The following is a 26,586-nucleotide window of genomic DNA, read 5'->3' as shown; positions in this document are numbered from 1 at the left end:
AAAAGCAGCCGCCAAGCCAGCAGCGAAAAAAGTAGCCGCTAAACCAGCAGCGAAAAAAGCCGCTCCTAAAGCAGCCGCCAAACCAGCTGCCAAGAAAGCAGCCGCCAAGCCAGCCGCCAAGAAAGTAGCAGCTGCCAAGAAACCAGCAGCGAAAACGGCAGCCAAACCGGCTGCAAAGGTAGCGGCTAAGCCAGCAGCAAAAAAGCCGGTTAAAGCAGCTGCGAAGCCAGCAGCTGCTAAAAAGCCAGCCGCAGCGAAACCAGCCGCGAAGAAGCCAGCAGCAAAAAAAGCCGCTAAGCCAGCCGCCAAGCCAGCGGCCGCTCCGGTCGCCGCCGCGCCAGCAGCAGCTCCAGTAGCCGCCGCTCCAGCCGCCAAGCCAGCTGCCAAAAAAGCCGCTCCTAAAAAAGCAGCTCCGAAGAAGGAAGCCGCTAAGCCAGCAGCTCCAGCCGCCGCCGCTCCAGCAGCAGCACCGGCCGCTCCAGCCGCCGCGCCAGCAGCTAAAACCGTACTGGCTCCGGCCGCCGCATGGCCGTTCCCAACCAGCACCCGTCCTTCCTAAGTCTTAAACGCTTAGAAGCCTGCTGAGGCAATGGCCGCTGTGTGAGACAATCACACAGCGGCTTTTTTATTGGAGGGGTTTCGTGCTCAGTATTCTTAAGTTGATTGTCGACGCCATCGCCACACTGTTGGGCGGGGCTTTGCTACTGCGTTTCTGGATGCAGGCGATACGCGTACGGCCGCCGTCATCGGTCGCGCAGTTCACGTTCCAGTTGTCGGACTGGCTGGTGCGCCCCTTGCGCCGCATTGTGCCGGGCGTGGGCGGTTATGACTGGGCCAGCCTGATCGGTGCGTTCCTGATCGTGCTGGCGGCGACCTCGGTGCTGTTCTTTGCCGGCTGGCCGTGGCCTGCGGTGCTGCTGATGGCGTTCCAGCGCTTCCTGGAGTGGATTTTGTACGGCTTCATGGCCTTGCTGGTGGTCGAGGCGATCTTCAGCTGGGTGAATCCGCATGCGCCGCTGGCGCCGTTCGTGCGCGCGCTGAACGAGCCTATCCTGCGTCCGATACGCCGGGTGGTGCCGCTGGTGGGGAGCCTGGATCTGTCGCTGCTGGTGGCGCTGATCCTGCTGCAGATTGCGCAGCTGTTGTTAGGGATGGCCTTTAGCGGCCGCTAATTAAAAAGCCCCTTGCGGGGCTTTTTCTTTTTGAGGCTTAGAAGCGGTAGCTGAAGGCTGCTTCGAACTTGTCGGCGATTTCCGCCGCAGTGAAGCGGTGGTTCTGCGCACCCTTGTGGGCGATCTTGATGGCGCCCAGCAGGCTGGCCAGGCGGCCGGTGGTTTCCCAGCTCCAGCCGTTGGTGATACCAAACAGCAGGCCGGCGCGGTAGGCGTCGCCGCAGCCGGTCGGATCCAGCGCTGCCTCGACCTTCACGGCCGGGATCTCAATCTTCTGGCCCTTGGTATAAATCTCCGAACCCTGCTCGCCGCGCGTGACGATCAGCGCTTCCACGCGGCTGGCGATGGCGTCCAGCGTCAGGCCGGTGCGCTCGATCAGCAGTTCGATCTCGTAGTCGTTGGTGGTGACGTAGGTGGCTTTGTCGATGAACTCAATCAGTTCTTCACCGTTGAACATCGGCAGCTGCTGGCCCGGATCGAAGATGAACGGGATGTTCAGCGCGGCCAGGTCGGTGGCGTGCTTTTTCATGCCCAAATGGCCATCCGGCGAGATGATGGCGATGCGCGCCGGGCCGGCCTTGGCGACTTCGTTCTCGTGCGCGTACGACATGGCGCCAGGGTGGAAGGCGTTGATCTGGTTGTTATCCTGGTCGGCGGTGACGAAGCACTGGGCGTTGTAGGCGTCTTCCTTGATCAGGATGTTGTCGGTGGCCAGGCCCAGTTTGCGGAAGCGCGCCATGTAGGCGGCGTTGTCCTGGCCCATCACGCCGACGATGCGCGGCGAACCGCCCAGCAGCATCAGGTTGTAGGCGATGTTGGGCGCGCAGCCACCAAATTCAGTGCGCATGGTCGGCGCCAGGAACGATACGTTCACCTTGTGCAGCTGGTCCGGCAGCAGGATGCTGTCGAAGCGGTTAGGGAATTGCAGGATGGTGTCGATCGCGATCGAACCGCAAATCAGGGAGGTCTGGGTCATGATAGGTCTTTATGGATAGAAGACTGCGATGTGATAGCCCGATGCTTTCAGATCGTGGAGTTCAAAGTACAGTTTAACGGCTTGTTCGGTGTGTGGGGCAAATCCGTGCTCGGTTGCGACATCGGCGTGCAGATAGTCGCGCGGAGTAAACACGCGGCGCAGCACCGGCTTGTCTTTGTCGTCGTCCAGCACCAGTTCTATCGACGGCCAGGCTTGCGCGGTGGCGCTCTGGTTGCGCAGCAGGGTGGTGAAGGAGAACGCGGTGTCGCTCAGGGTTTGCAGTTCGCCCTGTTCGATGGTGAGGTCGTCGATGTGGGTCGGCAGTTCGATTTTGCAGCCCAGCGTCTGGCAGGCGGCGGTCAGCGCCGGTTTCAGCGCCGGCACGGTGGCGGCGATCGAGTTGCGGAAGGTGGTCACGGCTTGCGCCAGCAGGGCGGCCACCAGCAGCACCGAGCCGAGGCTCATGAAGATGGTGGCGGCTTTGCCGTATTTCTGGCGCTGGCGGTCGCGTTTGACGAAGCCCGGTTCTTCCGGCGCGGCTTGTTCTTCGTTGGCCGGCGCCAGGTCGTCCAGGTCGCCCTGCGCGTGCAGGTAGGCGTGGCCGCGCATGGCCTGGGCTTCGGCCAGGCCGTTGCTGGAGAGCTGGACCAGCGCCTCTTCGTCGGCGTCGTCATCGGCGATATTGTCAGTCGCGGCGAGCAGCGCATCGATGTCGGCGTTGGTGGTAAGGTCGGCATCGGCATCGGCATTGGTGGCGTCAGCGCTGGCTTCGATGGCCGCAGCCGGGGCCGGGATGTCGTCGCCAGCGTCGTCGAAGCTGGCGAGGTCGTCGTCGATGGCGGCGGGTGCTGGCGTGGCGGCAGGCTGCCCGGCTTCGGCGGCGTCGATGGCATCGGCGGCGGCGGCGAGGGCGGTGCCCAGGCCGGGACCGGCGCCGGCTTGCGGTTCGTCGTCCAGCGACGGCTCGCCCCAGGTCGGCTCGATGCGGCCGCCGGACATGTCGGCGTAGGCGTCGTCGGCGCTCGGCAGGCCGTCGGCGTCGTGCTGCACGTCGGCCAGCGTCTGCTCCATTGCGGACAGTTCGGCTTCGAGCGCGGCTTCAAGCTCGTCGTCGTTCATTGCTTCGGCGCTCAGGATGTCATCCAGCGGCGCGGCGCTGATTTCCGGCTCGCTGCTGGCTTCGCGGTCCGGCTCGGATTCGATGTTCAGGTCGAGGTCGAACAGGGCGTCGGTGTTGACCGGCAGGATGGCCGGCTCGGCTGGCAGCGGAATCGGGGGGGATGGCGAGGACGGCGCGTCGGCGACCGGCTCGTCGTCGCTCAGGTCGATGTCGAGCGCAGGCTCGGCGAGGGCTGCGTCATCGTCAGCGGCGCTGACTGCGGGCGAGTCAGCGGCTGGCGGCTCGTCGGCTGGCTGCTCATCGATGACATCGTCGAGTTCCAGCACTGGCTCCGGCTCATCGACGGTCAATACTTCGGCAGCGCGCGTGTCGAGCGCGGCCATTTTCTGGTCGAAGGGAAGCGGCGGAGGGAGGGTGGCAGGCGGCTCCAGCAGGGCCGCGTTGCCATCAAAGACTTCATTACAGGAGCCACAGCGGACTATGCCCCCACGTAATTTCAACTGGTCATGAGCGACCCGAAATACCGTGTTGCAGTGGGGGCATTTGGTGGCGAGCGCCATTGCCGGGCTTAACGCGCAGCCGGAACAGTGTCGCTACCGAGGCGGCCATGCAGCGCCACCCAGCCGTCTTGCTCGGCCCATACGCCCAGCTTGATGAACGGTGCATACGCAGCCGCCACTTCTTCGGCCTGGCGCGCCAGCACGCCCGACAGGATCAGCGAACCGCCGTCGGCCACGCGGCCCGACAGCATCGGCGCCATCAGCTTCAGCGGGCTGGACAGGATGTTGGCCACCACGATATCGAAACGCTGGGTCGCATGCTTGGACTCGGCGAAGCTATCCGGCAGGAAGTAGGTGATTTCGCAGTTGTTGCGCACCGCATTGTCTGCCGCCGACTCGATCGCCTGCGGATCGATGTCCACGCCCACCACTTCACCGGCGCCGACCTTCTTGGCCACCATCGCCAGGATGCCGGAACCGCAGCCGTAGTCGAGCACGGTCTTGCCCGGCGCCGGATTGGCTTCCAGCCATTCCATGCACAAACGGGTGGTCGGATGGCTGCCGGTGCCGAAGGCCAGGCCCGGATCCAGTTCCAGGATCAGCGCGTCCGGATTCGGTGCCTCGTGCCACGACGGCACCACCCAGATGTTCTTGCCGATCGGGATAGGCGCGAACTGCGATTGGGTCAAACGCACCCAGTCCTGTTCCTCCACCTTGCGGGTGGTGAACTTCGGCAGGGTGGCGAGGCCGATCTGGCCGGCCGCCGCCGCAACGATCACGGCCTGATCGTCATCCTCGTCGGTCAGCGCGACGACGCGGCTGTGGTCCCACGCAGCTTCGGTAGGTTCCATGCCCGGCTCGCCGAACAGCGGTTTTTCCGCGTCGGTGCCTTCGTCCGCGTCTTCCACGGAAACCGACAGGGCGCCCACATCCATCAGCGCCTCGGAGAGGGCTTCGGCGTGGTCACGCGCGATTTCGATGACGATTTCAGTCCAGCTCATTTGTTACCCTTTGTTGCTCAAGCTCAGTTTGTGCAGGTCCGGCATGTCGGCCAGCTTCTGCTCGAGGTAGTGAATATTGGTGCCGCCCTCGATGAAGCGGGCATCGACCATCAGCTCGCGGTGCAGCGGGATGTTGGTCGAGATGCCTTCAACGACCATTTCCGACAGCGCGATCTGCATGCGGCGAATTGCCTGCTCGCGGGTGGCGCCGTAGGTAATGACCTTGCCGATCATCGAATCATAGTGCGGTGGCACATAATAACCCGCATACGAGTGCGAGTCGACACGGACGCCCGGACCGCCCGGCACGTGCCAGGAAGTGATGCGTCCAGGCGACGGCGTGAATTTGAACGGGTCTTCCGCATTGATGCGGCACTCGATGGCGTGACCGGACAGCATCACGTCGCGCTGGCGGAAGCGCAGCTTCTCGCCGGCGGCGATGCGGATCTGCTCCTGCACGATGTCGATGCCGGTGATCATTTCGGTGACCGGGTGCTCCACCTGCACGCGGGTGTTCATCTCGATGAAGTAGAACTCGCCGTTCTCGTACAGGAATTCAAAGGTGCCGGCGCCACGGTAGCCGATCTTGCGGCAGGCTTCAGCGCAACGCTCGCCGACCTTTTCGATCAGCTTGCGCGGGATGCCCGGCGCCGGTGCTTCCTCGATCACCTTCTGGTGGCGGCGCTGCATCGAGCAGTCGCGTTCGCCCAGCCAGACGGCGTTCTTGTGTTCGTCGGCGAGGATCTGGATTTCCACATGGCGTGGATTTTCCAGGTACTTCTCCATGTAGACTTCCGGATTGCCGAAGGCGGTACCGGCTTCCGTCTTGGTCATTTGCACCGCGTTGATCAGCGCCGCTTCGGTGTGTACCACGCGCATGCCGCGACCGCCGCCGCCGCCGGCCGCTTTAATGATGACCGGGTAGCCGACCTTGCGGGCGATCTGCACGATGGCTTTCGGATCGTCCGGCAGCGCGCCTTCCGAGCCCGGCACGCATGGCACGCCGGCCTTGATCATGGTCTGCTTGGCGGTGACCTTGTCGCCCATGATGCGGATCGATTCCGAACGCGGGCCGATGAACACGAAGCCCGATTTTTCCACGCGCTCGGCGAAGTCGGCGTTTTCCGACAGGAAGCCGTAGCCAGGGTGGATCGCCTCGGCGTCGGTGACTTCGGCGGCGCTGATGATGGCCGGCATGTTCAGGTAGCTGAGCGTCGATGGCGCCGGGCCGATACAGACCGACTCATCGGCCAGCTTCACGTATTTGGCGTCTTTGTCTGCTTCCGAGTGGACCACGACCGTCTTGATGCCCAGTTCGCGGCAGGCGCGCTGGATACGGAGGGCGATTTCGCCACGGTTAGCAATAAGGATTTTTTCAAACATGATAGGTTCGCTATGTCTGTGAGCGCCGATGATGGGCTGCTTCAGGTGAGGAGGGATTGCGGACCAGGCAGGTGCGCCCGTCGCCGACGGGGAGGGCGCGGACCTGTCTTAGCCGATCACAAACAGCGGTTGGCCGAATTCGACCGGTTGGCCGTTCTCGACCAGGATCTGGGTGATGGTGCCGGACTTGTCGGCATCGATTTCGTTCAGCAGCTTCATCGCTTCGATGATGCACAGGGTGTCGCCTTCTTTGACGACAGCACCAACTTCCACGAACGCTGCCGCGCCTGGCGCCGACGAGCGGTAGAAGGTGCCGACCATCGGCGATTTGACGACGTGGCCGGTCGGCTCGGCGGGTGCGGCGGCGGCCACTGGGGCAGCGGCGGCTGGCGCGGCGGCGCCGGCGGCTGGAGCATGGTACTGAGGAATAGCTTGCGGCTGCATCATCACCATTTGGTTTTGCGCGACGGCGGACGACTTGACGATGCGAACTTTGCTTTCGCCTTCGGTCACTTCGAGCTCGGCGATGTCCGATTCTGCGACCAAATCAATCAAGGTCTTCAGCTTGCGTAGATCCATGTAACCCCCAGGAATTGTCTTATGTGTAAAAAAATGCGCGCAGATCGCGTAGGTTATCGCTTTTTAAGGGCGAAGTCGATGGCAAACCGATATCCTTCGATACCCAGTCCGCAGATGGTGCCTATTGCGATCGCGCTCAGGAATGAGTGGTGGCGAAACGACTCGCGCTGATAAATATTCGAAATGTGCACTTCCACAAACGGGATGGCCACCCCAGCCAGGGCGTCGCGCAAGGCCACGCTGGTATGGGTCAGTCCGCCCGGATTGATAACGATGGCGTCCACGCCTTCCGCTCTGGCGGCGTGGATGCGGTCGATCAGTGCACCTTCGTGGTTGCTCTGGAAGCAGGACAAGCTCGCACCCGCTGCCTGGGCCTGTGCCTGGGCAGCGTGTTCGATGTCGGCCAAAGTGCTTGCGCCGTAGACCTCAGGCTCTCGGGTGCCCAGCAAATTCAGGTTGGGGCCGTTGAGCAGTAGGAGGTTTTTTGCCATGATTCTTGAGCCTTCTCCGCGAAAGATCCGCATTTTGACGCCAACTGCTGACATTTGGCAAGAGAAAAAAACTTATGAATTTATTTACAGACTTGCTAAATCTTTGCGCAGCTCGTCGAATTTCAGTCGGCCGAGGTAGGTTTTCTTGACCTGGCCATCGGCGCCGATCAGGACCGTGAAGGGCAGGCCGCCGCCGCTGTTGCCGAACTGGCGCGACAGCTCGGTGCCGCTCATGCCAGCCACCAGCACCGGGTAGCTGATCTTGAATTTGTCGCTAAATTCCGCGATATTTGTTGGCGAATCAATACCAATGCCGATAACTTGCAGCTTCTTGCCTTCTTCTCCGGCGGCCAGCGCCGACAGCTCCGGCATCTCCTGCACGCACGGACCGCACCACGGCGCCCAGAAATTCACCAGCATGGCCTTGCCTTTATATTGGGCCAGCGGCGTGGACGCGCCCTTCGCGTCCGGCAGCGTCTGTTTAAACAGTTCGTCGACCGGGCCGGTCACGCCGGCGGGCTGGGTGGCGGTCAGCGGCGGTGCGGATTCTTTTTTCTGTGAACCGACATAGGCGCCGGAAGCGGCAAATGCCAAAGCGACAACGGCATACGCCGCCAGATGTTTTTTATTCATGGCTTGGATGGAGATTGTGGATGAGTACTGTTAACTAATAGGGCGCGCACGGCGGCAATGTCGGCGCGGGCCAGTTTGCCGTCGCCACGGGTTTTGACGGCGCCGCGCAAATCGTCCAGCTCATAGATGGCAGCGTGCACGCCTTCCTTGTGCCACATGAAGCTGACGGTTTCGACCATGCCGTAGCGTGGCCCCTTGAAGTGCGGCGTTTCCGAGATGTCGATTTGCAAATTCCGGTTGAGCAGGAAGATTTCCACTTCCTTGGCGCTATCGGCAAACAGCTGCAGGTGGATATCGTCATGCGGGCCGGCCGTGCCATTTAATACCGCGCCAGTTAAATAAGGCTGAAAGCGTTCCAGCCCTTCCATGATGTCCACCGCGAGCGTGCGCAGGCGGAACAGGCGCGCCGGTTGGCTGTCGGCGTGGAACAGCGACTGGTAAATACGTACTTCCGCCTCGATCTGGGCGTTATCGGGCAGCAGATTGAGCGGCGGCTGGGTGTCGCCGAGAATTTGCCTGGCTGCCTTGCGCTTGGCCGTGTTGTAGTCGGCTCCGTCCTCGGCGATCAGGCGTGCGGCGGCCGCCGCGATCTCGGCACGCAGGAGCTGGAGTTCTTCATTAACATTCGGCGTCATGGACGAGATAATACTCTGAACCGGGAAAAGCGCGTCAGCTCAGGTAAAATCCTGTATTCGTTAGCCCGCGCGTGTCATTCCGGCGCAGGCCGGAATCCAATCAGCGCTGGCCGGGCGGCTTAGCTTGGATTCCGGCCTGCGCCGGAATGACGGTGGGCGGCTCATACTTCGTCTTACTTTATATATGCATATTCACATCCTCGGTATTTGCGGCACCTTCATGGGCGGCCTGGCCGTGCTGGCCAAAGAGGCGGGCCACCGCGTCACCGGCTGCGACGCCAACGTCTATCCACCGATGAGCACCCAGCTCGAAGCGCAAGGCATCGAACTGATCACCGGCTTCGGCCCGGAGCAGACCGCGCTCAACCCGGACCTGTATGTGATTGGCAATGTGGTCACGCGCGGCAATCCGCTGATCGAGGAAATCATGAATCGCGGCCTGCCGTTCGTATCGGGACCGCAGTGGATCGGCGACCATATATTAAGAGACAAATGGGTGCTGGCCGTGGCCGGCACGCATGGCAAGACCACCACCTCGGCCATGCTGACCTGGATCCTGGAAGATGCCGGCTACGCGCCGGGCTTCCTGATCGGCGGCGTGCCGATGAACTTTGGCGTTTCGGCGCGGTTGCAAGGCAGTCAAGAGAAAGGGGATTCGATCTTCTTCGTGATCGAAGCGGACGAGTACGATACCGCCTTCTTCGACAAGCGCAGCAAGTTCGTGCACTACCACGCCAAGACCGCCATCCTGAATAACCTGGAATACGATCACGCCGACATCTTCCCTGATCTGGGCGCGATCGAAACGCAATTCCACCACCTGGTGCGCACCGTGCCAGGCATCGGCCGCGTCATCTTCAACGGCGACGAAGCTCCGCTGCAACGCGTGCTCAAGCGCGGCTGCTGGAGCGAGAAGGAAAGCTTCGGCCGCAGCGAGGGCACGGATTGGGCGATGAACGAGCACGATGACGGCACGTTCGATGTGATCTTCCAAGGCGAAGTGGCCGGCCACGTGGCATGGCAGCTGACCGGCGCGCACAACCGCGCCAACGCGCTGGCCGCGATTGCCGCCGCCCGCCACGTCGGCGTGCCGGTCGCGCAAGCGGCCCAGTCGCTGGCGACGTTTGAAAGCGTGAAGCGCCGCATGGAAGTGCGCGGCGTGGTCAATAACATCACCGTCTATGACGACTTCGCGCACCATCCGACCGCGATCGAGACCACGGTCGGCGGCCTGCGCCAGAAAGTCGGCAAGGACACCCGCATCCTGGCCGTGCTGGAGCCGCGCTCCAATACCATGAAGCTGGGGGCGATGAAGGATGCGCTGCCGGGCAGCCTGAAACAGGCAGACCTGGTGTTTGGCTATGGCGTGGAAAAAACGCTGGGCTGGAGCGTCGGCGCGGCGCTGTCGCCGCTGGGCGAGATCGCCAGCGCTTACGAAGATATCGATACGCTGGTGGCCGCCATCGCCAAGGCCGCGCAGCCGGGCGACCATATTATTGTGATGAGCAACGGCGGCTTCGGCGGCATCCACGACAAGATCCTGAAAGCGCTGGCCTGATGATTCTGTACCTGCACGGCTTCCGTTCCTCGCCGAGCTCGATGAAAGCGCGCGTAGTCGGCGAGCGCATGGCGGCGCTGGGGCTGGCCGACCAAGTGATCAGCCCGCAGCTGCCGGCCTCGCCCAGGCTGGCGATGGCGCTGGCGCTGTCGCTGGTTGACGGCATCCCGGCCGATGAGCTGAGCATCGTCGGCTCCTCGCTGGGCGGCTACTACGCGACCTGGCTGGCCGAGCGCCTTGGCTGCAAGGCTGTGCTGCTGAATCCAGCCGTGGTGCCCAGCCTCGACCTCGACAAGCATGTCGGCGTGACCACGCAATATCACTCCGACGAGCCGTTTGAATTCAAGCGCGAATACATCGCCGAGCTGCACGCGCTGGCGGTGCCGAAGATCAGCAAGCCGGAACGCTACTTCCTGATCGCCGCCACCGGCGACGAAGTGCTGGACTACCGCGACATGCTGTCACACTACGCAGGCGCGCGCCAGCACGTGATTGAAGGCAGCGACCACGCCATCTCCGAGTTCCCGCAGTACGTGGACGCGGTGCTGGCCTTTTGCGGCGTCGGGGCGCAGGCTTGAACGCGCGCCCGCGCAGCGCCTCGCTGCGGCAGGCGCAATGGCAGCCGCACGTGCTGGCGCTGAATGCACCGCAAGGCTACGTGCCGTGGCTGACGGAAGACGGTTCGCTGACCGCGCGCCTGAAAGCGCACAGCGACAGCTTTCGCGTGCAGTGCCTGCACCAGCGCACCGCGATTTGCCTGAGCGACGAGGCGGTGGCGATCGGCATGCATCATCGCGGCCGCGTTTGGGAAAGGGAAGTGCTGCTGAGATGTGATAATACGCCTGCGGTGTTCGCGCACACGGTGGTGCCGATGTCGGCCACGGCCGCCGATTGGCCGCTGTTCAGCGCGTTGGGCGAGCGTTCGCTGGGCACCACGCTGTTCGGCGATCCGCTGGTGCGGCGCGGTGTGTTGGAATTTGCAAGATTGCGGGAAGGGCATCCTTTGGCGCAGCGCACGCGCGCCGCGCTGGCTGCAAATGGCCAGGCTGTCCCGGACGCACACATATTATATGCACGGCGCTGTCTATATCAGCGCCGGCAAGGTACCCTGCTGGTGACGGAAGTGTTTCTGCCTTCGGTCCTGGAACTGATTAAAACGAGTAAAAATAAACGATGAATGTATTTTTTGAAGAATCCGGCGATTTCAAGGTCGGCAGCGTAATGACCCAAGCGGGCGAGGCCTACCAGGTCGAAATGGCCAGCGGCAAGCGCACCAAGGTCAAGACCAAGGACGTGCTGCTGCAGTTCGACAAGCCGTCGCCGGCCGAGCTGATGGAGCAGGCCAAGGCCATCTCCGCCGACATCGACCTCGAATTCCTGTGGGAAGTCGCGGGCGAGGAAGAGTTCGGCTTTGCCGAGCTGGGCGCCGAGTACTTCGGCCATGCGCCGCAGCCGGCGGAAGCGGCCGGCCTGATCCTGAGCCTGCATTCGTCGCCGATTTACTTCTATAAAAAAGGTCGTGGCCGCTACAAGGCTGCGCCCGAGCAGTCGCTGCGCGCGGCGCTGGCCGGCATCGAGAAAAAGAAACAGCAGGCGCTGGTGCAAGCAGGCTATGTCGAGGAATTGAAGGCCAACAAGCTGCCGGAGTCGATGCAGAACATCGTCCTGCAGCTGCTGTTCAAGCCGGACAAGAACGGCATCGAATACAAGGCGCTGGAAGCGGCCTGCAACGAGCTGCACACCAACCCGCAACGCCTGATGCTGGCGGTGGGCGGTGTGAAGTCGGCCAAGGCGCTGCACATGGCCAAGTTCCTGTTCGAGAATTTCCCCAAAGGCGCGGGCTTCCCGGAGGTGCCAGTACCGGCTACGCCGTCGGGCCTGCCGCTGGCCGACGTGAAAGCCTTCTCCATCGACGACGTGACCACCACCGAGATCGACGATGCGTTCTCGGTCACGCACCTGGCCGACGGCAAGGTCAAGGTCGGCATCCACATTGCCGCGCCGGGCCTCGGCATCAAGCCGGACGACGCGGTCGACAAGCTGGCGCGCACCCGTATGTCCACCGTCTACATGCCGGGCGATAAGATCACCATGCTGCCGGATGCGGTGGTCAATGCGTTCACGCTGGCCGAGGGCAAGACCTGCCCGGCGCTGTCGCTGTACGCGACGCTGGACCCGGCCGACTGGTCGGTGGTGTCGAGCGAGACCCGCGCCGAGATGGTGCCGATCGCGCACAACCTGCGCCACAACGATCTGGACGATCTGGTCAACGAAGAAACCCTGGCCAGCGGCGAGGGCGACTATCCGCACAAGGACGACCTGTGCCTGATCTGGAAATGGGCGCAAGTGCTGGAAGCGGCGCGCATGGTCAAGCGCGAGGGCTTCGGCCTCAAGCCGGAACAGAACAACCGCGTGGACTACAACTTCTACGTCGAGGACGACGTGGTCAGCGTCACCCGCCGCAAGCGCGGCGCGCCGCTGGACAAGATCGTCGCCGAGCTGATGATCTTCGCCAACAGCACCTGGGGCAAGATGATGCACGACTGCGGCGTGCCGGGCATCTACCGCAGCCAGGGCCGTGGCGTCGGCGGCTGGAACGCCAAGATGCAGGTGCGCATGCTGACCCACGCCGCGCCGCACGAAGGTCTGGGTGTGGACCAGTATGCGTGGAGCACCTCGCCGCTGCGCCGCTACACCGACCTGGTCAACCAGTGGCAGATCCTGGCCTGCGCCGACAAGGGCGTGATGGCGCCGCTGGTCGCGCACTTCAAGCACAAGGATGCGGAGTTGTTCGCCATCGTGTCGCAGTTCGATGCGGCCTATGGCGCCTACGCCGACCACCAGTCGAATATGGAACGCTACTGGTGCCTGCGCTGGCTGGGCCAGGAAAATGCACGCCAGGTGGAAGCCGTGGTGCTCAAGGATGAGGTACTGCGCCTGACCGACATCCCGCTGATTATCCGCCTGCCGGGCATGCCGTCGGTGGCGCGCGGCGCGCAGGTCAAGCTGGACATCCTGCGCTGGGACGAGGTCGACCTGACCGTCGAAGCCCGCATCCTCGAAATCCCGAGCGACGCGGCGCCAACTGATGTCGACTTCGAGGACGACGTGGAAGACGCGCCGGAAGAAGCGGCCGATGCACCGGAAGTGGTGGTGGAAGTCGCCGCCGAGCAACCAGCGGCGGAATGACGTGTAGAATCTGACTCATGTCTTTCAGAGAAAATCGCCTGCTCTACACCGCCCTCGCCATCTCCTTGATGGCGCACGGTGCTTTGCTGGCGATGCGCTTCGTGGCGCCGACCCCGGCGCCGGTGCAGGCCACCGATCCGGGACTGGAAGTCATCCTCGTCAACGCCAAGCACAACAAGGCGCCGCTGAAGGCCGACGCGGTGGCGCAGGCCAATCTGGACGGCGGCGGCACGGTGGACCAGGGCCGCTCCAAGTCGCCCATGCCGGACATGCGCAAGACCGAGATGGGCGACAGCGTCAAGGCCAGCAAGCGCCGCATCCGCGAACTGGAAGAGCGCCAGAAGAACCTGCTGACGCAAGTGAACTCATCCTCGCCGGTGGCGGCGCCGCCGATCACGGAGCAGGCCAAGCCCGATCCGCTGCCGACCGGCGCCGACCTGCTCGAATCGAGCAAGGCCATCGCGCGCCGCGTGGCCGAGATCAGCGAGACCGTCGAGGACCAGAACAAGCGGCCCAAGAAAACCATGATCACGCCAAGCACGCGTGAGGCGGGCTACGCCACCTATTACAAGACCATGCAGAAGCGCATCGAGGACTTCGGCACGCTGAATTTCCCGAACGTGAACGGGCGCAAGCTGTATGGCCAGCTGATGCTGTCGATTCCGGTGTTCCAGGACGGCACCATCTACGAAAAAGAAGGCGGCATCAAGGTCGAACGCAGCTCCGGCAACCCGGCGCTGGACGAAGCCGCGATGCGCATCGTGCGCCGCTCGGCGCCGTTCGGTAAATTCCCGCCGAACATGCTGTCGAGCGAAAAGGATGACCTGTGGGTCATCATCACCACCTTCAAATTCACCCGCGACGACAAACTGCAAGCCGACATGAACGGCGGAGGAAGATAAGACAGATGGACCGCTACTGCGTGTTCGGCAACCCGATTGCCCATAGCAAATCGCCCGAGATTCATGCCGCGTTCGCGGCGCAAACCGGCCAGGACCTGCAATACGAGCGCCGCTTGGCGCCGCTGGACGGCTTTGCCGACGCCGTGCGCGCCTTCATGGCCGAGGGCGGCAAGGGCGCCAATGTGACCGTGCCATTCAAACTGGAAGCGGTGAAGCTGGCGCAGGCGCTGACGATCCGCGCCCGCGCGGCCGGCGCCGTCAACACGCTGGTGTTCAGCGAAGACGGCATCATCGGCGACAACACCGACGGCGCAGGCCTGGTGGCGGACATCGTGCAGAATGCCGGCGTGCCGATTACCGGCAAGCGCGTGCTATTGCTGGGCGCGGGCGGCGCGGTACGCGGCGTGGTGCTGCCGATTCTGGAACATCGCCCTTCGAAACTGGTGATTGCCAACCGCACCGTGGCCAAGGCTGAAGAACTGGTCGAGCAGTTTGCCGCGCTGGGCGGCGAGGGCGTGGTATCTGCGTGCGGCTTCGCGGAGATCGAGGGCGACTACGACATCGTCATCAACGGCACGGCCGCCAGCCTGAGCGCGGAACTGCCGCCGGTATCGCCATCGGTATTTGCACCGGGCTGTCTTGCTTTGGACATGATGTACGGAGCTTCCCCCACCGTATTCTTGCAGTTCGCCGCCCAGCATGGCGCACAGTTGCGAGACGGCTTGGGCATGCTGGTCGAGCAGGCCGCCGAAGCGTTCAACCTGTGGCGCGGCGTGCAGCCGGCGACGGCCGATGTGTTGACCAGCCTGCGCGCCAAGCTATGAGCAAATCCTCCGGCAAAGTTGGCAAGTGGCGCTGGGTGAAGTGGATCTTCATCCTTCCTATCCTGCTGTTCCTGGTGGTGCAGCTTTACTTCTTCCTGCAGATCTGGTGGTGGGTCGGGCATAACCCGTCCATGACCAGCTTCATGCGCCAGCAGCAGGCGGCGCTGCAGGAGAAAAATCCCAAGGCCAATATCCAGCAAATGTGGGTGCCGTACAACCGCATCTCGAACAACCTCAAGCGCGCCATCATCGCCTCCGAGGACGCCAACTTCTCCGAGCACGAGGGCGTCGACTGGGAGGCCATGCAAAAGGCCTACGAGAAGAACACCAAGAAGAAAAAGGTGGTCTCGGGCGGCTCCACTATCACCCAGCAGCTGGCCAAGAACCTGTTCCTGTCCGGTTCGCGCAGCTACCTGCGCAAGGGCGAAGAGCTGATTATTACCTTCATGCTGGAATCGCTGATGGACAAGGAGCGCATCTTCGAGATCTACCTGAACGTGGTGGAATTCGGCACCGGCACCTTCGGCGCCGAGGCGGCGGCGCGGCATTACTATGGCGTCAGCGCGGCCAACCTGAGCGCGGTGCAGGCCGCAAAACTGGCCGTGATGCTGCCGAATCCGCGATATTTCGACAAACATCGCGATTCCAACTATCTGGCCCGCCGCACCGGCGTGATTTTGCGTCGGATGGGCTCAGCTGATCTACCTTAATCCGGGCTTTGCAGGTACACTTGCGCTGTTTCCAGAAGGCGCGTGTACTCATGATTAATGTTTTCGTTCTCCAGAATGGCCGGCTCAACCAGGTTCCTATCGACACGCGCGAAGACCTGGAAAAAGCTGAACCGGTCTGGGTCGACCTGACCGACCCGACGGACGAAGAACGCGCATGGGTACGTACTATCTACGGCGTGATCCTGCCGGGCGAGGACGAAGTCAAGGACATTGAGGCCTCGGCCCGCTACTACGAAGCCGAAAACGGCGACCTGCACCTGCGCACCGACTTCCTGCTGGAAGAAGAGGATGGCCCGTCGCGCATCGTGACGGTGGCGTTTATCCTGGCGCGCAAAATCCTGTTCTCGGTCCACACCGACGACCTGCCGGTGTTCCGCCTGGTACGCATGCGCGCCCGTTCGCGTCCCGGTTCGATTGCCGACTACATGGATGTGCTGCTGGACCTGTACGCCACCGACGCCGAATATTCGGCCGATGCGCTGGAAGGCATCTACCAGCAGCTGGAAGAAGTCAGCGGCCGCGTGCTGCAAGAAACCTTCACCGACCAGGACGCAGCCGCCGCGCTGAACGCCATCGCGCACGAGGAAGACTTGAACGGCCGCATCCGCCGCAACATGATGGACACCCGCCGCGCGGTCAGCTTCCTGATGCGCGGCCGCCTGCTCAATTCCGAGCAGTTCGAAGAAGCACGCCAGATTCTGCGCGATATCGAATCGCTGGACGGCCACACGTCCTTCCTGTTCGATAAGATCAACTTCCTGATGGACGCCACGGTCGGTTTCATCAACATTAACCAGAATAAGATCATCAAGATCTTCTCGGTGGCCAGCGTCGCCTTCCTGCCGCCAACCCTGATCGCCTCGATCTACGGCATGAACTTCAAAGGCTGGTTCCCGGAGCTGGAATGGTCGATGGGCTACCCGTTCGCGCTGGGCCTGATGGTCACCAGCGCCATCGCCCCCTTCCTCTACTTCCGCCATCGCGGCTGGCTTAAATAACCGGGCTGAATTCCAGCGACAGGGTGCTGTAGTAGGGCGCGCTGTGCCATTGCTGGTGCAGGGCGAGGGCGCGATCGTAGAGAGCGGTTTTCAGGTCCAGCGCCAGTTGGCTGAAGTCGAACGGCGGCTTGTTGCGGGCGGTGCAGGCTGCTGCGGCGCCGGCCAGGAAGGCTTCTTCGTCGAAGGCGCCTGACCATAGCTGCGCTTGCAGGCCTTCCACGATGGCTTTCGCTTGCACGGCTTCGGTCTCCACGTTGGGATTGCCCTTGTCGTGCACCGATTCCATCACGAACTGGGCGTCGGCGCCGCGCGCCAGCAGGCTCAGGAAGCCGTGCCGCAAGGGCAGGGCGGATTCCACCACGTAGTGCACCAGATCATGCGGCAAGATGCCCTGGCGCGGCATCAGCGCGTCGGTGCATGTGCCGTTATTGCGGACAAAACGCAGCACGTCGTACTTGTCGGTCTTCGACCTTTTCTCTGCAATCAGTTTCATATCTGGCAATTATATAATAGGTAACTTTCACGACTGTAATAATTTTGTCGCCGTTAACCTATTAGAATGGCGGCCAGCGGTAACGCTCCCTCCTTCGCTCCTCCCGGCCGCTCTGGCCGCCAGAGAAAGTAATAGCTATGAAACAGAAACGGCAATTTTTCCCCCGCCAGGTGGTGGAAGCCGGCGGTAACCGCTGGGACTGGGCCTTGCTGCCCATCGTGCTGGCGGTCTTCGTGCTGATGGCCTATGGCAGCCAGCAGATGGCGCGTCCGTATGAACTCGGCCAGACGCTGCCGATGTCGCTCGACCCGAGCTATCTGCCGTACTACCTGCTGCGCACCACGTTGCGCATGTTCATCGCGATGGGCGCGTCGGTGATCTTCAGCTGCGTGTTCGCCGCGCTGACCACCAAGTACCGCGTCGCCGAAAAGGTGATGGTGCCGATGCTCGACATCCTGCAATCGATCCCCATCCTCGGCTTCCTGTCGATTACCGTGACGGCGTTTATCGCGCTGTTCCCCGGCAACCTGCTGGGCGTGGAGTGCGCCGCCATCTTCGCGATCTTCACCTCGCAGGCGTGGAATATGGCTTTCTCGGCCTACCAGGGCTTCCGCTCGGTGCCGGCCGAATTGTCGGAGGCGGCGCAGGTGTTCCAGCTCTCGGGCTGGCAGCGCTTCTGGCGGCTGGAACTGCCGTTCGCCATGCCCGGCCTGCTGTGGAACATGATGATGTCCATGTCCGGCGGCTGGTTCTTCGTGGTGGCGTCGGAAGCCATCATGGTGTCGAACCAAACCATCAAGCTGCCCGGCATGGGCTCCTACATCGCGCTGGCGATCGAGCAAAGCAACCTGCAAGCTATCGGCTGGGCCATCTTCGCCATGCTGATCGCGGTGCTGGCTTACGACCAGCTGTTCTTCCGCCCACTGCTGGCGTGGGCCGACAAATTCCGCTTCGAGGAAACCGGCGGCGATACCGCGCAGTCTTCGTGGCTGCTCACGTGGCTGCGCCGCACCGAACGCACGCAGCAAATCGTGGCGTGGTTTGCGCACCAGCTGGAGCGCTCGATCGCGGTGTTCCGCCTGTCGCACGACGGCACCTCGATCCGCGCGCGCAAGGACCAGCCGTCGCTGGTGCCGCAGCGCGTGTGGGACGCGGTGATTGCCGCCGTGGTGTTCTACGCGCTTTGGAGTTTGGTGCATTTCATTCGTACCGAAGTCGGTTGGAGCGAAGTAGGGCATGTGTTGATGCTGGGCGTGTACACCATGATCCGCGTGGTGGTGCTGCTGGCGCTGGCAGCCTTGATCTGGGTGCCGGTCGGGATCTGGATCGGTATGAACCCGCGCTGGGCTTCGCGCACGCAGGCGGTGGCGCAGTTCCTGGCGGCCTTCCCGGCCAATCTGGTGTTCCCGGTGGCGGTCATCATCATCGTGCGCTACCACCTGAACCCGGACATCTGGCTGTCACCGCTGATGATCCTCGGCACCCAGTGGTATTTGCTGTTTAACGTGATCGCCGGCGCCTCCACCATCCCGACCGAGTTGCGTCACGCGGCCAAGAACTTCGGCCTCACAGGTTGGCTGAAATGGCGGCGCTACCTGCTGCCGGCCATCTTCCCGAGTTTCGTGACCGGGGCGATCACCGCGTCCGGCGGCTCATGGAACGCCGCCATCGTGGCGGAATTCGTCAGCTGGGGACCGACCACTTTGAAGGCGCACGGCATCGGCAGCTACATCGCCGAGATGACCGCCAGCGGCGACTTCCCGCGCATCGCGCTCGGCATCGGCATCATGTGCATTTTCGTGATGGGCTTTAACCACTTCGTCTGGCGCCGTTTGTACACCCTGGCCGAAAGCCGGCTGCATTTCTAGGAATCGAATCATGAGCACTCCTATCGTTGAACTGAAAGCCGTCGGCAAACACTTCCGCAGCGCGGACGGCTCCGCGCGCGCCGTGCTGGAAGGCGTCGACTTCACCCTGCGCGAAGGCGAGATCGTGGCGTTGCTGGGCCAATCCGGCTCCGGCAAGTCGACCATGCTGCGCATCATGGCGGGCCTGATCCAGGCCGATGAAGGCCAGGTACTGTATCGCGGCATGCCCTTGTACGGCACCGCGCGCGGGATCCGCATGGTGTTCCAGTCGTTCGCGTTGTTCCCGTGGCTGACGGTGCAGAAGAACGTCGAACTGGGACTGGAAGCGCAAGGTATGCCGGCCGAGGAGCGCGCGCGCCGCGCCGAAAAAGTGATCGACCTGATCGGCCTGTCCGGCTTTGAAGGCGCGCTGCCGCGCGAGCTGTCGGGCGGCATGCGCCAGAGGGTCGGCATCGCCCGCGCGCTGGTGATGGAGCCGGAAGTGCTGCTGATGGATGAAGCCTTTTCCGCGCTGGATGTGCTGACCGGCGAACGCCTGCGCGAGGAGATCCTCGAACTGTGGCAGTCGGGCCAGATCCCGACCAAGGCCATCCTCGTGGTCTCGCACAATATCGAGGAAGCGGTGATGATGGCCGATCGCGTGCTGATTTTTGCCAGCGACCCGGGCCGCGTGCGCGCCGAGCTGCCGATTTCGCTGGCGCAGCCGCGCAAGGCGGAAAGCGCCGAGGTGCGCCAGTTGATCGACAAGGTGTATGAGTTGATGACCGCCAGCTCCGGCCGTCGCGGTAGCGGCGGTGGCTTGATCAGCGAGCGCGAAGTCAAGCTGCAGCTGGGCGACCGCCTGCCGCAAGCCGACATCGCGCACATGGAAGGTATTCTGGAATTGCTGGCCGAGGAACCGTTCAACGGCCGCGCCGACCTGCCGAAGCTGGCCGAAGAGACCGAGCTGACCGACGCGGAATTGCTGGAGGTGCTGAACGCCCTGCTGTTGCTGGGCTTTGCCTACCTGACCAACGGCGACATCCTGCTGACGGAGCTGGGCGGGCGCTACGTCAAATCGGAAGAGCGGCAGGAGATGTTCGGCAAGCAGCTGCTGGAACATGTGCCGCTGATCGCCTACATCTGCCACGGCCTGGAGCAGGACAAGTCGGGCGATCTGCCGGAAGACTTGTTCCTCAAGCTGCTGCGCTTCACGCTCAGCGAAGAAGAGGCCGAGCGCGCGCTGCGCATGGCCATCGAGTGGGGCCGCTACGGCGACCTGTTCGAGTACAACTTCAACACCGGCGTGATCCAGCGCTCCGAAGAGGACGAGCAGGAAGCCGACTAGCGCAGTCATCCCGGCGAAGGCCGGGATCCAAGGAGCGTGCGCTCAACTTGGGCCGCAGCGGCGGACTGTCCGCCTCCGCCGGAAGTCATTTCGCCCAATGGGCGGAATGACGGATCAGAGTTTGGCGAACACGCGGCGCGCGGCGGCGATGGTTTCGTCGATCACCGCGTCCGTGTGCTGCGCCGAGACGAAGCCCGCCTCGAACGCCGCCGGCGCGAAGTACACGCCTTCGTCCAGCATGTGGTGGAAGAACACGTTGAAGCGCTCGCGGTTCCCGGCCATCATTTCGGCGTAGTTGTTCGGCGGCGTCTCGCTGAAGTACAGGCCGAACATGCCGCCCACCGAATCGGCGCAGAACGGAATGCCGGCATCTTTCGCCGCTGCGGTGAGGCCCGCAGCGAGGCGGGCCGCCGATGCGGCCAGCTGGTCGTAGAAGCCCGGCTGCTGGATCAGCTTCAGCGTGGTCATGCCCGCCGCCACCGCCACCGGATTGCCCGACAGCGTGCCGGCCTGGTACACCGCCCCCACCGGCGACATCTTGCTCATCAGCGCAGTGCTGCCGCCGAAGGCCGCCACCGGCAAACCGCCGCCGATCACTTTGCCCAGCGCCGTCAGGTCCGGCTTGATGCCGTACAGTTCCTGCGCGCCGCCCAGCGCCACGCGGAAGCCGCACATCACTTCATCGAAGATCAGCAGCGCGCCATGCTGGGTGCACAGGTCGCGCAGCGCTTGCAGGAATTCGCGCGTGCCCTTGATCAGGTTCATATTGCCGGCTACCGGCTCCACGATCACGCAGGCGATTTCGCTGCCGAAGTTGGCGAACGCTTCTTCGATCTGCGCCACGTTGTTATAGTCCAGCACCAGCGTGTGCTTGACGAAGTCCTCCGGCACGCCGGCCGACGTCGGATTGCCGAACGTGAGCAGGCCGCTGCCCGCTTTCACCAGCAGCGAATCGGCGTGGCCGTGGTAGCAGCCTTCGAACTTGACGATCTTGTCGCGGCCCGTGGCGCCTCGCGCCAGGCGCAGGGCGCTCATGGTGGCCTCGGTACCGGACGACACCAGACGCACCTGTTCCAGCGACGGCACCAGCCGCACCAGTTCTTCCGCCATCTCGATCTCGCCTTCGGTCGGCGCGCCGAACGACAGGCCGCGCGTGGCCGCTTCCTGCACCGCCTTCACCACTTCCGGATGGGCGTGGCCGACAATCGCCGGGCCCCACGAACCGATGTAATCGATATAACGCTTGCCGTCCGCGTCCCAGAAGTACGGGCCGTCGGCGCGGGTGATGAAGCGCGGCGTGCCGCCCACCGAACGGAAGGCGCGCACCGGCGAGTTGACGCCGCCCGGCGTGGTTTTCTGGGCGCGTTCAAACAACTGATCGTTTTTGGAAATCGTGGTCATGATGGCATCTCAAAATGGAAAAATCGGTTCGGCACGAACTTGCCCATGCCGTAGCGCTGCGCATGCGCCAGCGCGCCGACAGTGTACTCCTGCGCCGCCGCCACGGCTTCCGGTGCCTCGGCGCCGCGTGCCATGAAGGCGGTCAGCGCCGCCGACAGCGTGCCGCCGGCGCCGATGAACGGCCCCGGAAGGTGCTGCCAGGCGTCGTGGCTGATGACGCCATCGGCGCCGAACAGGGTGTTGGCCAGCGTGCCGTCGCCCTGGCTGCCGGACGAGGTGCCGGTCACCAGCACGAATTCGCAGCCCAGTGCCAGCAGGTGTTCGACGTCCGATTGCAGCAGATCTTGTTCATCTTGCGCATCTTGATCACTTTGCTCGCTCTGCTCATCGGACGCAGGCTCGCTGCCGTCGCTGTCGCTTTCGCGCCAGGTCTCAGCCATGCGGCCCAGTTCCACCTGCGACAGCATCAGCAGCGTGGCCTGCGGCACCAGCAGCTGGCGGATGGCGGTCATCAGGTCCTCGGCGTCGTCGTCGGGCAGGGCCGGCAGGCGCGAACTGAAAGGATCGAGGATCAGCGGGGCATCGGGATAGTCGGACAGGATTTCGGCGATGGCCGCCACCTGCTCAAGATTGGTGACGGCGCCGACCTTGAACGCGGCCATTGTCATATCTTCCAGCACCAGGCGGGCCTGGTCGGCCACCCAGTCCGGGTCGATATCCTGCATGTCCTCGACGCGGGCACTGTCGCCGATCAACAACGCGGTGGTGACGGCCAGGCCGGTACAGGACAGGGCCGAAAAAGCCGCCAGGTCGGCCTGGACGCCGGTGGCGCCAGCCGGATCGGCAGCGCCGAAGCTCAATATAAGAGGAGAAGTTTGGTTTTGCACGGCGGGTAGATTAAGATACCTAATTCGGCATTTTACTAGATTGAGGGTGGCAAAACGTGAGTAGCAACGAAACAACGCAGGAGTTCCAGACCTGGATGTGCCTGATCTGCGGCTGGATTTACGATGAAGAGGCCGGCCTGCCGGACGAAGGCATCGCTCCGGGCACGCGCTGGGCGGACGTCCCGATGAACTGGAGCTGCCCTGAATGCGGCGCCCGCAAGGACGATTTCGAGATGGTAGCCATCTGATAAAGGCGCCGATCCGGCCTGCGACTATGACGACAACTGCTTTGAAAATCATGGTGATCGACGACAGCAGCACCATTCGTCGCTCGGCCGAGATCTTTTTGACCCAGGCCGGCTACCAGGTGGTGCTGGCCGAAGACGGCTTCGACGCCCTGGCCAAGATCAACGACCACCATCCGGCGCTGATCTTCTGCGACATCCTGATGCCGCGCCTCGATGGCTACCAAACCTGCGCGCTGATTAAAAAAAGCGCAAAATTCCATGCCACGCCGGTGTTGATGCTGTCCTCCAAGGACGGCCTGTTCGACCGCGCGCGCGGCAGCATGGTGGGCGCCGTCGCCTACCTGACCAAACCATTTACCAAGGACAGCCTGCTGGCGGCGGTGCGCGAGCACACCGGCGGCGCTGTCGCTACACCAGAATAGAGAGCCGCAGGGGGATATATGGCCATACAAAGAATTCTCATCGTCGATGATTCGGCCACGGAGCGCTACTACCTGAGCGACATCCTGACGCGCAGCGGCTACACTGTGTCGGTCGCGGTCAGCGGCGAGGAAGCGCTGGAAAAGCTCAAGGCCGAAAAGCCGGAACTGATCCTGATGGACGTGGTGATGCCGGGCGCGAACGGTTTTCAGGTCACGCGCTCGATCGCCCGTGACCCCGAACTGAAGGACGTACCGATCATCATCTGCTCCAGCAAGAGCCAGGAAACGGACCGCATCTGGGCGCTGCGCCAGGGCGCGAAAGATTACCTGGTCAAGCCGGTCGACCCGGCCGAACTGCTGGCCAAGATCGCGGCGCTCGGCTGACCATGAGCGCCACCCCGGAACGCCGCAGCCGCCTGCGCCAGTACCAGGTGCAGCTTTTGGAGCGCATGCAGGCCGCCAAGACCGGCGCCGCCGAAGGCGGGCGTGAACTGGGCGTGATGATTGGCGGGCGTTTGTGCCTGCTGGACCTGACCCAGATCAGCGAGATCGTGCCGCTGCAAACGGCTACGCCGGTGCCGCTGACGCAGGACTGGTATCTGGGGCTGGCCAATATCCGCGGCCACCTGACCGGCGTGATCGACCTGGCGCGCTACTTGCAGCGTAACCCTGGCGATGCCGCGCCGGCCGAGCGTCGCCTGATCACGTTCGCGCCGGGACTGGGATTCAATTGCGCGCTGCTGGTCGAACGCGTGCTGGGCCTGCGCAAGCTGGCCGAGATGGAAGCCGTGGAGGGCGATGAATTCCGCGACGGCGAAGGACAACAATGGCTGCGCATCGATCTGGCGCAACTGGTGCTGGAACCGCGTTTTGTACAGGTAGGACTGGTATAGCAGGCACTTAGCAAACATTAATCCGGAGAGGGTGTATGGCGTTTAAGATTTTCTCGCGCGGCAGCCGGAGTGCCGCACCAGATGCAGCAGCCAATTCAGAATTTGGCGATTCGCAGTTTCTCCATACCGCCGTCGGCGGTACGCCCGCACCCGCGCCTGCGCCAGTATCGTCTTCTGCCGCCGATGACAGCGACGCTCCGCTGCGCCTGCGCGACGCGCTGGGCCGCCGCCGCCATGCCGCCGCTTCGGCCGATACCGGCCCCGGTTTCAAACTGCCCTTGATCGGCCACCTGCCGGCGCAGCGCCAACTGAGCGTGCTGTCCACCGCGCTGGCGGTTTCCCTCGGCATGAGCGCGGTGTTCGTCGCGCTCAACACCATCCAGAGCGCCAACCGTTCGGCGCAGACGCAGGTTGCCAGCGATGCGCTGATGCACTCGCAGCGCATCGGCAAGGCTGCGCCCAACGCGGTGCAAGGCAGCGCCGAAGGCTTCCGCCAGCTGGAGGAAAGCCGCAAGGAACTCAATAAGGACATCAATCTGATGACGCGCGGCGGCCAGTACCAGGGCCGCTCGATCGGCGAGCCGTCGGCGGATATTGCGCAGGTGGTGGCGTCCGCGCGCAAGCAATGGACCGCGACCGATCTCGCGGCCGGCACCATCCTCACGCTCAAGGCAGACCTGAGCGGCATGGACAAGACGCTGCAAAAGCTGAACGAAATGTCGCCCGACCTGCTGGTGCGCACCGAGGACATCATCAACCTGAAGGTGCAGCGCGGCGCCTCGGCGCGCGAGATCGCGGCGCTGGGCAAGCTGACCATGCTGACCCAGCGCATGGGCCGCAGCGCCGGCGAATTCCTCACCGCCGGCGGCATCAGCTCCGAAACCGCGTTCCAGCTCGGGCGCGACACCACGGTGTTCCGCAACACCATCGACGGCTTCCTCAACGGCAGCCCGCAGCAAGGGCTGGCCGCCGTGCGCGAGCCGGACTTGCGCGCCAAGTTCACCGAGCTGCAAAGCGCGTTCGAGGCATACCAGAAGCTGGTGACGGCGATGCTGGAAAAGCTCGACAAGTTCACTGCGGCCAAGGCGGCCGAACAACTGATCTTCAACGACAACGAAGCGCTGCGCCAGCGTCTGGGCGTGCTGCAGCAGGCTTACCGCGAGCATCAGGACTCGCTCGATATCACCTTCTGGCTGATGGTCGCGGGCGGCATGCTGACGCTGTTGTCGGCGGCCGCGATTGGCCGTGTGCTGCTGATGGATTCGCACAATCGCACGCGCGGCGCCGAACGCCGCCGCCAGGAAGCGGACGCCATGCGCCAACAGGCGCAGCAGAAGGAAGAAGAAGCCAAGGCGATGAACGACCAGAATCAGGCGGCGATCCTGCGCCTGATGAACGAATTGCAGGAAGTGGCGGACGGCGACTTGACGGTGCAGGCCACGGTGTCCGAGGACATCACCGGCGCCATCGCGGACTCGGTCAACTACACGGTGGAAGAGCTGCGCGGACTGGTGGGCCGGGTGACGGCGACGGCCGAGCAGGTGACCAAGGCGTCCACCCACGCACAAAGCATTTCCAGCGATTTGCTGGCGGCCTCGCAGCAGCAGTCGCGCGAGATCCAGGATGCGTCGTCGACCGTGGTGAAGATGGCCAACGAGATTACCGACGTGTCGCGTTCGGCCAGCGAGTCGGCCGACGTGGCGCGCCAGTCGGTGGCGGCGGCGCGCCAGGGCTCGACGGCGGTGGAGAATGCCATCAAGGGCATGCACGAGATTCGCGAGCAGATTCAGGACACCTCCAAGCGCATCAAGCGGCTGGGCGAGTCGTCGCAGGAGATCGGCGAGATCACCGAGCTGATTTCCGACATTACCGAGCAGACCAACGTGCTGGCGCTGAACGCCGCCATCCAGGCCGCATCGGCCGGCGAGGCGGGGCGCGGCTTCTCGGTGGTGGCGGAGGAGGTGCAGCGGCTGGCGGAACGGTCGGCTGAAGCGGCCAAGCAGATCGGCGCGCTGGTGCGCACGATTCAGACCGACACCCACGACGCGGTGGCGGCGATGGAAAAGTCGACGCAGGGCGTGGTCGAAGGCGCGCGCCTGTCCGATGCGGCCGGCGCGGCGCTGCATGATATTTCGCAGGTGTCCAACCGCCTGGCCGAGCTGATTTCCGGGATCGCGCAGGCGACCGGGCAGCAGGCCACGTCGGCGTCCGGCGTGGCGCACAACATCCAGCATATTCTCGCGGTGACCGAGCAGGCGCAGGACGGCACCCAGCAAACCGCACAATCGATTCACAAGTTATCGGTGCTGGCGCAGGAGTTGAAGAACTCCGTGGCGCGATTCCGCATCACTTAAA

27 protein-coding genes and 2 pseudogenes are annotated in these 26,586 nt (G+C 63.4%); 17 read left to right on the top strand and 12 right to left on the bottom strand.

The genetic code is table 11. The features are described 5' to 3' along the window. A pseudogene (locus BMZ70_RS28360) lies at positions 1-559 on the top strand (transcriptional regulator); the annotation flags it as partial. A 100-nt stretch (positions 560-659) separates the two neighbouring features. Further along, on the top strand, positions 660-1,172 hold the full coding sequence (locus BMZ70_RS15260) for a YggT family protein (protein ID WP_092275870.1): 513 nt from the start codon (positions 660-662) through the stop codon (positions 1,170-1,172). Positions 1,173-1,209: 37 nt separating this feature from the next. On the opposite strand, the gene BMZ70_RS15255 is transcribed toward BMZ70_RS15260, so the two are convergent. From BMZ70_RS15255 to BMZ70_RS15215, 9 genes and pseudogenes are all read right to left on the bottom strand, one after another. Next, a complete protein-coding gene (locus tag BMZ70_RS15255; protein WP_092275867.1) occupies positions 1,210-2,148 on the bottom strand; it encodes a carbohydrate kinase family protein in 939 nt (312 codons plus the stop codon). Positions 2,149-2,157: 9 nt separating this feature from the next. Then, complete coding sequence (locus tag BMZ70_RS15250) at positions 2,158-3,651, bottom strand: DUF3426 domain-containing protein (protein WP_092277878.1); 1,494 nt, start codon at positions 3,649-3,651, stop codon at positions 2,158-2,160. A gap of 108 nt (positions 3,652-3,759) precedes the next feature. Then, positions 3,760-3,828: pseudogene (locus BMZ70_RS29110) on the bottom strand (MJ0042-type zinc finger domain-containing protein); the annotation flags it as partial. Positions 3,829-3,836: 8 nt separating this feature from the next. Next, positions 3,837-4,769 carry a 50S ribosomal protein L11 methyltransferase gene (prmA, locus tag BMZ70_RS15240; protein ID WP_092275864.1) on the bottom strand — a complete coding sequence of 311 codons (933 nt, stop codon included), beginning with the start codon at positions 4,767-4,769 and terminating at the stop codon, positions 3,837-3,839. A gap of 3 nt (positions 4,770-4,772) precedes the next feature. Further along, a complete protein-coding gene (gene accC / locus BMZ70_RS15235; protein ID WP_092275861.1) occupies positions 4,773-6,152 on the bottom strand; it encodes an acetyl-CoA carboxylase biotin carboxylase subunit in 1,380 nt (459 codons plus the stop codon). 108 nt (positions 6,153-6,260) lie between these two features. Continuing rightward, the gene (gene accB / locus BMZ70_RS15230) at positions 6,261-6,731 is read right to left on the bottom strand and encodes an acetyl-CoA carboxylase biotin carboxyl carrier protein (protein WP_092275858.1); all 471 of its coding nucleotides are present in this window, start codon (positions 6,729-6,731) and stop codon (positions 6,261-6,263) included. A 53-nt stretch (positions 6,732-6,784) separates the two neighbouring features. Further along, on the bottom strand, positions 6,785-7,222 hold the full coding sequence (gene aroQ, locus BMZ70_RS15225) for a type II 3-dehydroquinate dehydratase (RefSeq protein WP_092275855.1): 438 nt from the start codon (positions 7,220-7,222) through the stop codon (positions 6,785-6,787). Between the two features lie 84 nt (positions 7,223-7,306). Further along, a complete protein-coding gene (locus BMZ70_RS15220) occupies positions 7,307-7,855 on the bottom strand; it encodes a TlpA family protein disulfide reductase (protein WP_092275852.1) in 549 nt (182 codons plus the stop codon). Next, entirely contained in the window at positions 7,852-8,490 is a 639-nt protein-coding gene (locus BMZ70_RS15215; RefSeq protein WP_092275850.1) for a hypothetical protein, read from the bottom strand. Before BMZ70_RS15215 ends, BMZ70_RS15220 begins: the two co-directional genes overlap by 4 nt. 184 nt (positions 8,491-8,674) lie before the next feature. Between BMZ70_RS15215 and mpl the strand changes: the two genes are divergently transcribed. The 8 genes from mpl to corA are packed head-to-tail and all read left to right on the top strand — an operon-like array spanning position 8,675 to position 16,692. Then, entirely contained in the window at positions 8,675-10,048 is a 1,374-nt protein-coding gene (gene mpl, locus BMZ70_RS15210; protein WP_092275847.1) for a UDP-N-acetylmuramate:L-alanyl-gamma-D-glutamyl-meso-diaminopimelate ligase, read from the top strand. After that, entirely contained in the window at positions 10,048-10,626 is a 579-nt protein-coding gene (locus BMZ70_RS15205; RefSeq protein ID WP_092275844.1) for a YqiA/YcfP family alpha/beta fold hydrolase, read from the top strand. Before mpl ends, BMZ70_RS15205 begins: the two co-directional genes overlap by 1 nt. After that, the gene (locus tag BMZ70_RS15200) at positions 10,623-11,225 is read left to right on the top strand and encodes a chorismate--pyruvate lyase family protein (RefSeq protein ID WP_092275841.1); all 603 of its coding nucleotides are present in this window, start codon (positions 10,623-10,625) and stop codon (positions 11,223-11,225) included. The genes BMZ70_RS15205 and BMZ70_RS15200 overlap by 4 nt, the downstream gene beginning before the upstream one ends. Beyond that, complete coding sequence (locus BMZ70_RS15195) at positions 11,222-13,237, top strand: RNB domain-containing ribonuclease (protein ID WP_092275838.1); 2,016 nt, start codon at positions 11,222-11,224, stop codon at positions 13,235-13,237. The genes BMZ70_RS15200 and BMZ70_RS15195 overlap by 4 nt, the downstream gene beginning before the upstream one ends. A gap of 17 nt (positions 13,238-13,254) precedes the next feature. After that, entirely contained in the window at positions 13,255-14,139 is an 885-nt protein-coding gene (locus BMZ70_RS15190) for a TonB family protein (protein WP_092275835.1), read from the top strand. Positions 14,140-14,144: 5 nt separating this feature from the next. Beyond that, positions 14,145-14,963, top strand: a complete 819-nt coding sequence (aroE, locus tag BMZ70_RS15185) for a shikimate dehydrogenase (RefSeq protein ID WP_092275832.1) — start codon at positions 14,145-14,147, stop codon at positions 14,961-14,963. Then, on the top strand, positions 14,960-15,673 hold the full coding sequence (gene mtgA, locus BMZ70_RS15180; protein WP_092275829.1) for a monofunctional biosynthetic peptidoglycan transglycosylase: 714 nt from the start codon (positions 14,960-14,962) through the stop codon (positions 15,671-15,673). The genes aroE and mtgA overlap by 4 nt, the downstream gene beginning before the upstream one ends. Positions 15,674-15,723: 50 nt before the next feature. Beyond that, positions 15,724-16,692, top strand: a complete 969-nt coding sequence (gene corA, locus BMZ70_RS15175; RefSeq protein WP_092275826.1) for a magnesium/cobalt transporter CorA — start codon at positions 15,724-15,726, stop codon at positions 16,690-16,692. Here the strand turns inward: corA and BMZ70_RS15170 are convergent. Continuing rightward, positions 16,685-17,185, bottom strand: coding sequence for a hypothetical protein (locus BMZ70_RS15170; RefSeq protein ID WP_092275823.1), 501 nt, complete (start codon positions 17,183-17,185; stop codon positions 16,685-16,687). The genes corA and BMZ70_RS15170 overlap by 8 nt on opposite strands. Before the next feature lie 137 nt (positions 17,186-17,322). Here BMZ70_RS15170 and BMZ70_RS15165 point away from each other — a divergent pair, with 137 nt between their 5' ends. Together BMZ70_RS15165 and BMZ70_RS15160 are read left to right on the top strand one after the other, a co-directional pair. Next, positions 17,323-19,053: an ABC transporter permease gene (locus BMZ70_RS15165; RefSeq protein WP_092275820.1), complete on the top strand. Its 1,731-nt coding sequence runs from the start codon at positions 17,323-17,325 to the stop codon at positions 19,051-19,053. 10 nt (positions 19,054-19,063) lie between these two features. Then, positions 19,064-20,380 carry an ABC transporter ATP-binding protein gene (locus tag BMZ70_RS15160; protein WP_092275817.1) on the top strand — a complete coding sequence of 439 codons (1,317 nt, stop codon included), beginning with the start codon at positions 19,064-19,066 and terminating at the stop codon, positions 20,378-20,380. A gap of 114 nt (positions 20,381-20,494) precedes the next feature. Here the strand turns inward: BMZ70_RS15160 and hemL are convergent, their stop codons facing one another. Together hemL and BMZ70_RS15150 are read right to left on the bottom strand one after the other, a co-directional pair. After that, on the bottom strand, positions 20,495-21,781 hold the full coding sequence (gene hemL / locus BMZ70_RS15155; RefSeq protein WP_092275814.1) for a glutamate-1-semialdehyde 2,1-aminomutase: 1,287 nt from the start codon (positions 21,779-21,781) through the stop codon (positions 20,495-20,497). Then, positions 21,778-22,668 (bottom strand): bifunctional hydroxymethylpyrimidine kinase/phosphomethylpyrimidine kinase, encoded by an 891-nt coding sequence (locus BMZ70_RS15150; RefSeq protein ID WP_092275811.1) that lies wholly within the window; start codon positions 22,666-22,668, stop codon positions 21,778-21,780. The genes hemL and BMZ70_RS15150 overlap by 4 nt, the downstream gene beginning before the upstream one ends. A 95-nt stretch (positions 22,669-22,763) precedes the next feature. On the opposite strand from BMZ70_RS15150, the gene BMZ70_RS15145 reads away from it, so the two are divergent. The 5 genes from BMZ70_RS15145 to BMZ70_RS15125 are packed head-to-tail and all read left to right on the top strand — an operon-like array spanning position 22,764 to position 26,585. Beyond that, on the top strand, positions 22,764-22,916 hold the full coding sequence (locus BMZ70_RS15145; RefSeq protein WP_092275808.1) for a rubredoxin: 153 nt from the start codon (positions 22,764-22,766) through the stop codon (positions 22,914-22,916). Between the two features lie 26 nt (positions 22,917-22,942). Next, the gene (locus tag BMZ70_RS15140) at positions 22,943-23,338 is read left to right on the top strand and encodes a response regulator (RefSeq protein ID WP_092275805.1); all 396 of its coding nucleotides are present in this window, start codon (positions 22,943-22,945) and stop codon (positions 23,336-23,338) included. A gap of 18 nt (positions 23,339-23,356) precedes the next feature. Continuing rightward, a complete protein-coding gene (locus tag BMZ70_RS15135) occupies positions 23,357-23,722 on the top strand; it encodes a response regulator transcription factor (RefSeq protein ID WP_092275802.1) in 366 nt (121 codons plus the stop codon). 2 nt (positions 23,723-23,724) lie between these two features. After that, the gene (locus BMZ70_RS15130) at positions 23,725-24,231 is read left to right on the top strand and encodes a chemotaxis protein CheW (protein WP_092275799.1); all 507 of its coding nucleotides are present in this window, start codon (positions 23,725-23,727) and stop codon (positions 24,229-24,231) included. 35 nt (positions 24,232-24,266) lie between these two features. Continuing rightward, a complete protein-coding gene (locus BMZ70_RS15125; protein WP_092275796.1) occupies positions 24,267-26,585 on the top strand; it encodes a methyl-accepting chemotaxis protein in 2,319 nt (772 codons plus the stop codon). Position 26,586: the final 1 nt, after the last annotated feature.

The organism is Duganella sp. CF402, assembly GCF_900109645.1.
In the GTDB taxonomy this organism is placed as follows: domain Bacteria; phylum Pseudomonadota; class Gammaproteobacteria; order Burkholderiales; family Burkholderiaceae_D; genus Rugamonas.
The sequence above is the reverse complement of the archived record's forward strand: the minus strand, read 5'-3'. Positions and strand labels throughout refer to the sequence as shown.

Coding starts and splice junctions, on each gene's coding strand:
- BMZ70_RS15255 (WP_092275867.1), bottom strand. CDS start 2,148: ATGACCCAGACCTCCCTGATTTGCGGTTCGATCGCGATCGACACCATC.
- BMZ70_RS15250 (WP_092277878.1), bottom strand. CDS start 3,651: ATGGCCGCGCTCGACACGCGCGCTGCCGAAGTATTGACCGTCGATGAG.
- prmA (WP_092275864.1), bottom strand. CDS start 4,769: ATGAGCTGGACTGAAATCGTCATCGAAATCGCGCGTGACCACGCCGAA.
- accC (WP_092275861.1), bottom strand. CDS start 6,152: ATGTTTGAAAAAATCCTTATTGCTAACCGTGGCGAAATCGCCCTCCGT.
- accB (WP_092275858.1), bottom strand. CDS start 6,731: ATGGATCTACGCAAGCTGAAGACCTTGATTGATTTGGTCGCAGAATCG.
- aroQ (WP_092275855.1), bottom strand. CDS start 7,222: ATGGCAAAAAACCTCCTACTGCTCAACGGCCCCAACCTGAATTTGCTG.
- BMZ70_RS15220 (WP_092275852.1), bottom strand. CDS start 7,855: ATGAATAAAAAACATCTGGCGGCGTATGCCGTTGTCGCTTTGGCATTT.
- BMZ70_RS15215 (WP_092275850.1), bottom strand. CDS start 8,490: ATGACGCCGAATGTTAATGAAGAACTCCAGCTCCTGCGTGCCGAGATC.
- mpl (WP_092275847.1), top strand. CDS start 8,675: ATGCATATTCACATCCTCGGTATTTGCGGCACCTTCATGGGCGGCCTG.
- BMZ70_RS15205 (WP_092275844.1), top strand. CDS start 10,048: ATGATTCTGTACCTGCACGGCTTCCGTTCCTCGCCGAGCTCGATGAAA.
- BMZ70_RS15195 (WP_092275838.1), top strand. CDS start 11,222: ATGAATGTATTTTTTGAAGAATCCGGCGATTTCAAGGTCGGCAGCGTA.
- BMZ70_RS15190 (WP_092275835.1), top strand. CDS start 13,255: ATGTCTTTCAGAGAAAATCGCCTGCTCTACACCGCCCTCGCCATCTCC.
- aroE (WP_092275832.1), top strand. CDS start 14,145: ATGGACCGCTACTGCGTGTTCGGCAACCCGATTGCCCATAGCAAATCG.
- mtgA (WP_092275829.1), top strand. CDS start 14,960: ATGAGCAAATCCTCCGGCAAAGTTGGCAAGTGGCGCTGGGTGAAGTGG.
- corA (WP_092275826.1), top strand. CDS start 15,724: ATGATTAATGTTTTCGTTCTCCAGAATGGCCGGCTCAACCAGGTTCCT.
- BMZ70_RS15170 (WP_092275823.1), bottom strand. CDS start 17,185: ATGAAACTGATTGCAGAGAAAAGGTCGAAGACCGACAAGTACGACGTG.
- BMZ70_RS15165 (WP_092275820.1), top strand. CDS start 17,323: ATGAAACAGAAACGGCAATTTTTCCCCCGCCAGGTGGTGGAAGCCGGC.
- BMZ70_RS15160 (WP_092275817.1), top strand. CDS start 19,064: ATGAGCACTCCTATCGTTGAACTGAAAGCCGTCGGCAAACACTTCCGC.
- hemL (WP_092275814.1), bottom strand. CDS start 21,781: ATGACCACGATTTCCAAAAACGATCAGTTGTTTGAACGCGCCCAGAAA.
- BMZ70_RS15145 (WP_092275808.1), top strand. CDS start 22,764: ATGTGCCTGATCTGCGGCTGGATTTACGATGAAGAGGCCGGCCTGCCG.
- BMZ70_RS15140 (WP_092275805.1), top strand. CDS start 22,943: ATGACGACAACTGCTTTGAAAATCATGGTGATCGACGACAGCAGCACC.
- BMZ70_RS15135 (WP_092275802.1), top strand. CDS start 23,357: ATGGCCATACAAAGAATTCTCATCGTCGATGATTCGGCCACGGAGCGC.
- BMZ70_RS15130 (WP_092275799.1), top strand. CDS start 23,725: ATGAGCGCCACCCCGGAACGCCGCAGCCGCCTGCGCCAGTACCAGGTG.
- BMZ70_RS15125 (WP_092275796.1), top strand. CDS start 24,267: ATGGCGTTTAAGATTTTCTCGCGCGGCAGCCGGAGTGCCGCACCAGAT.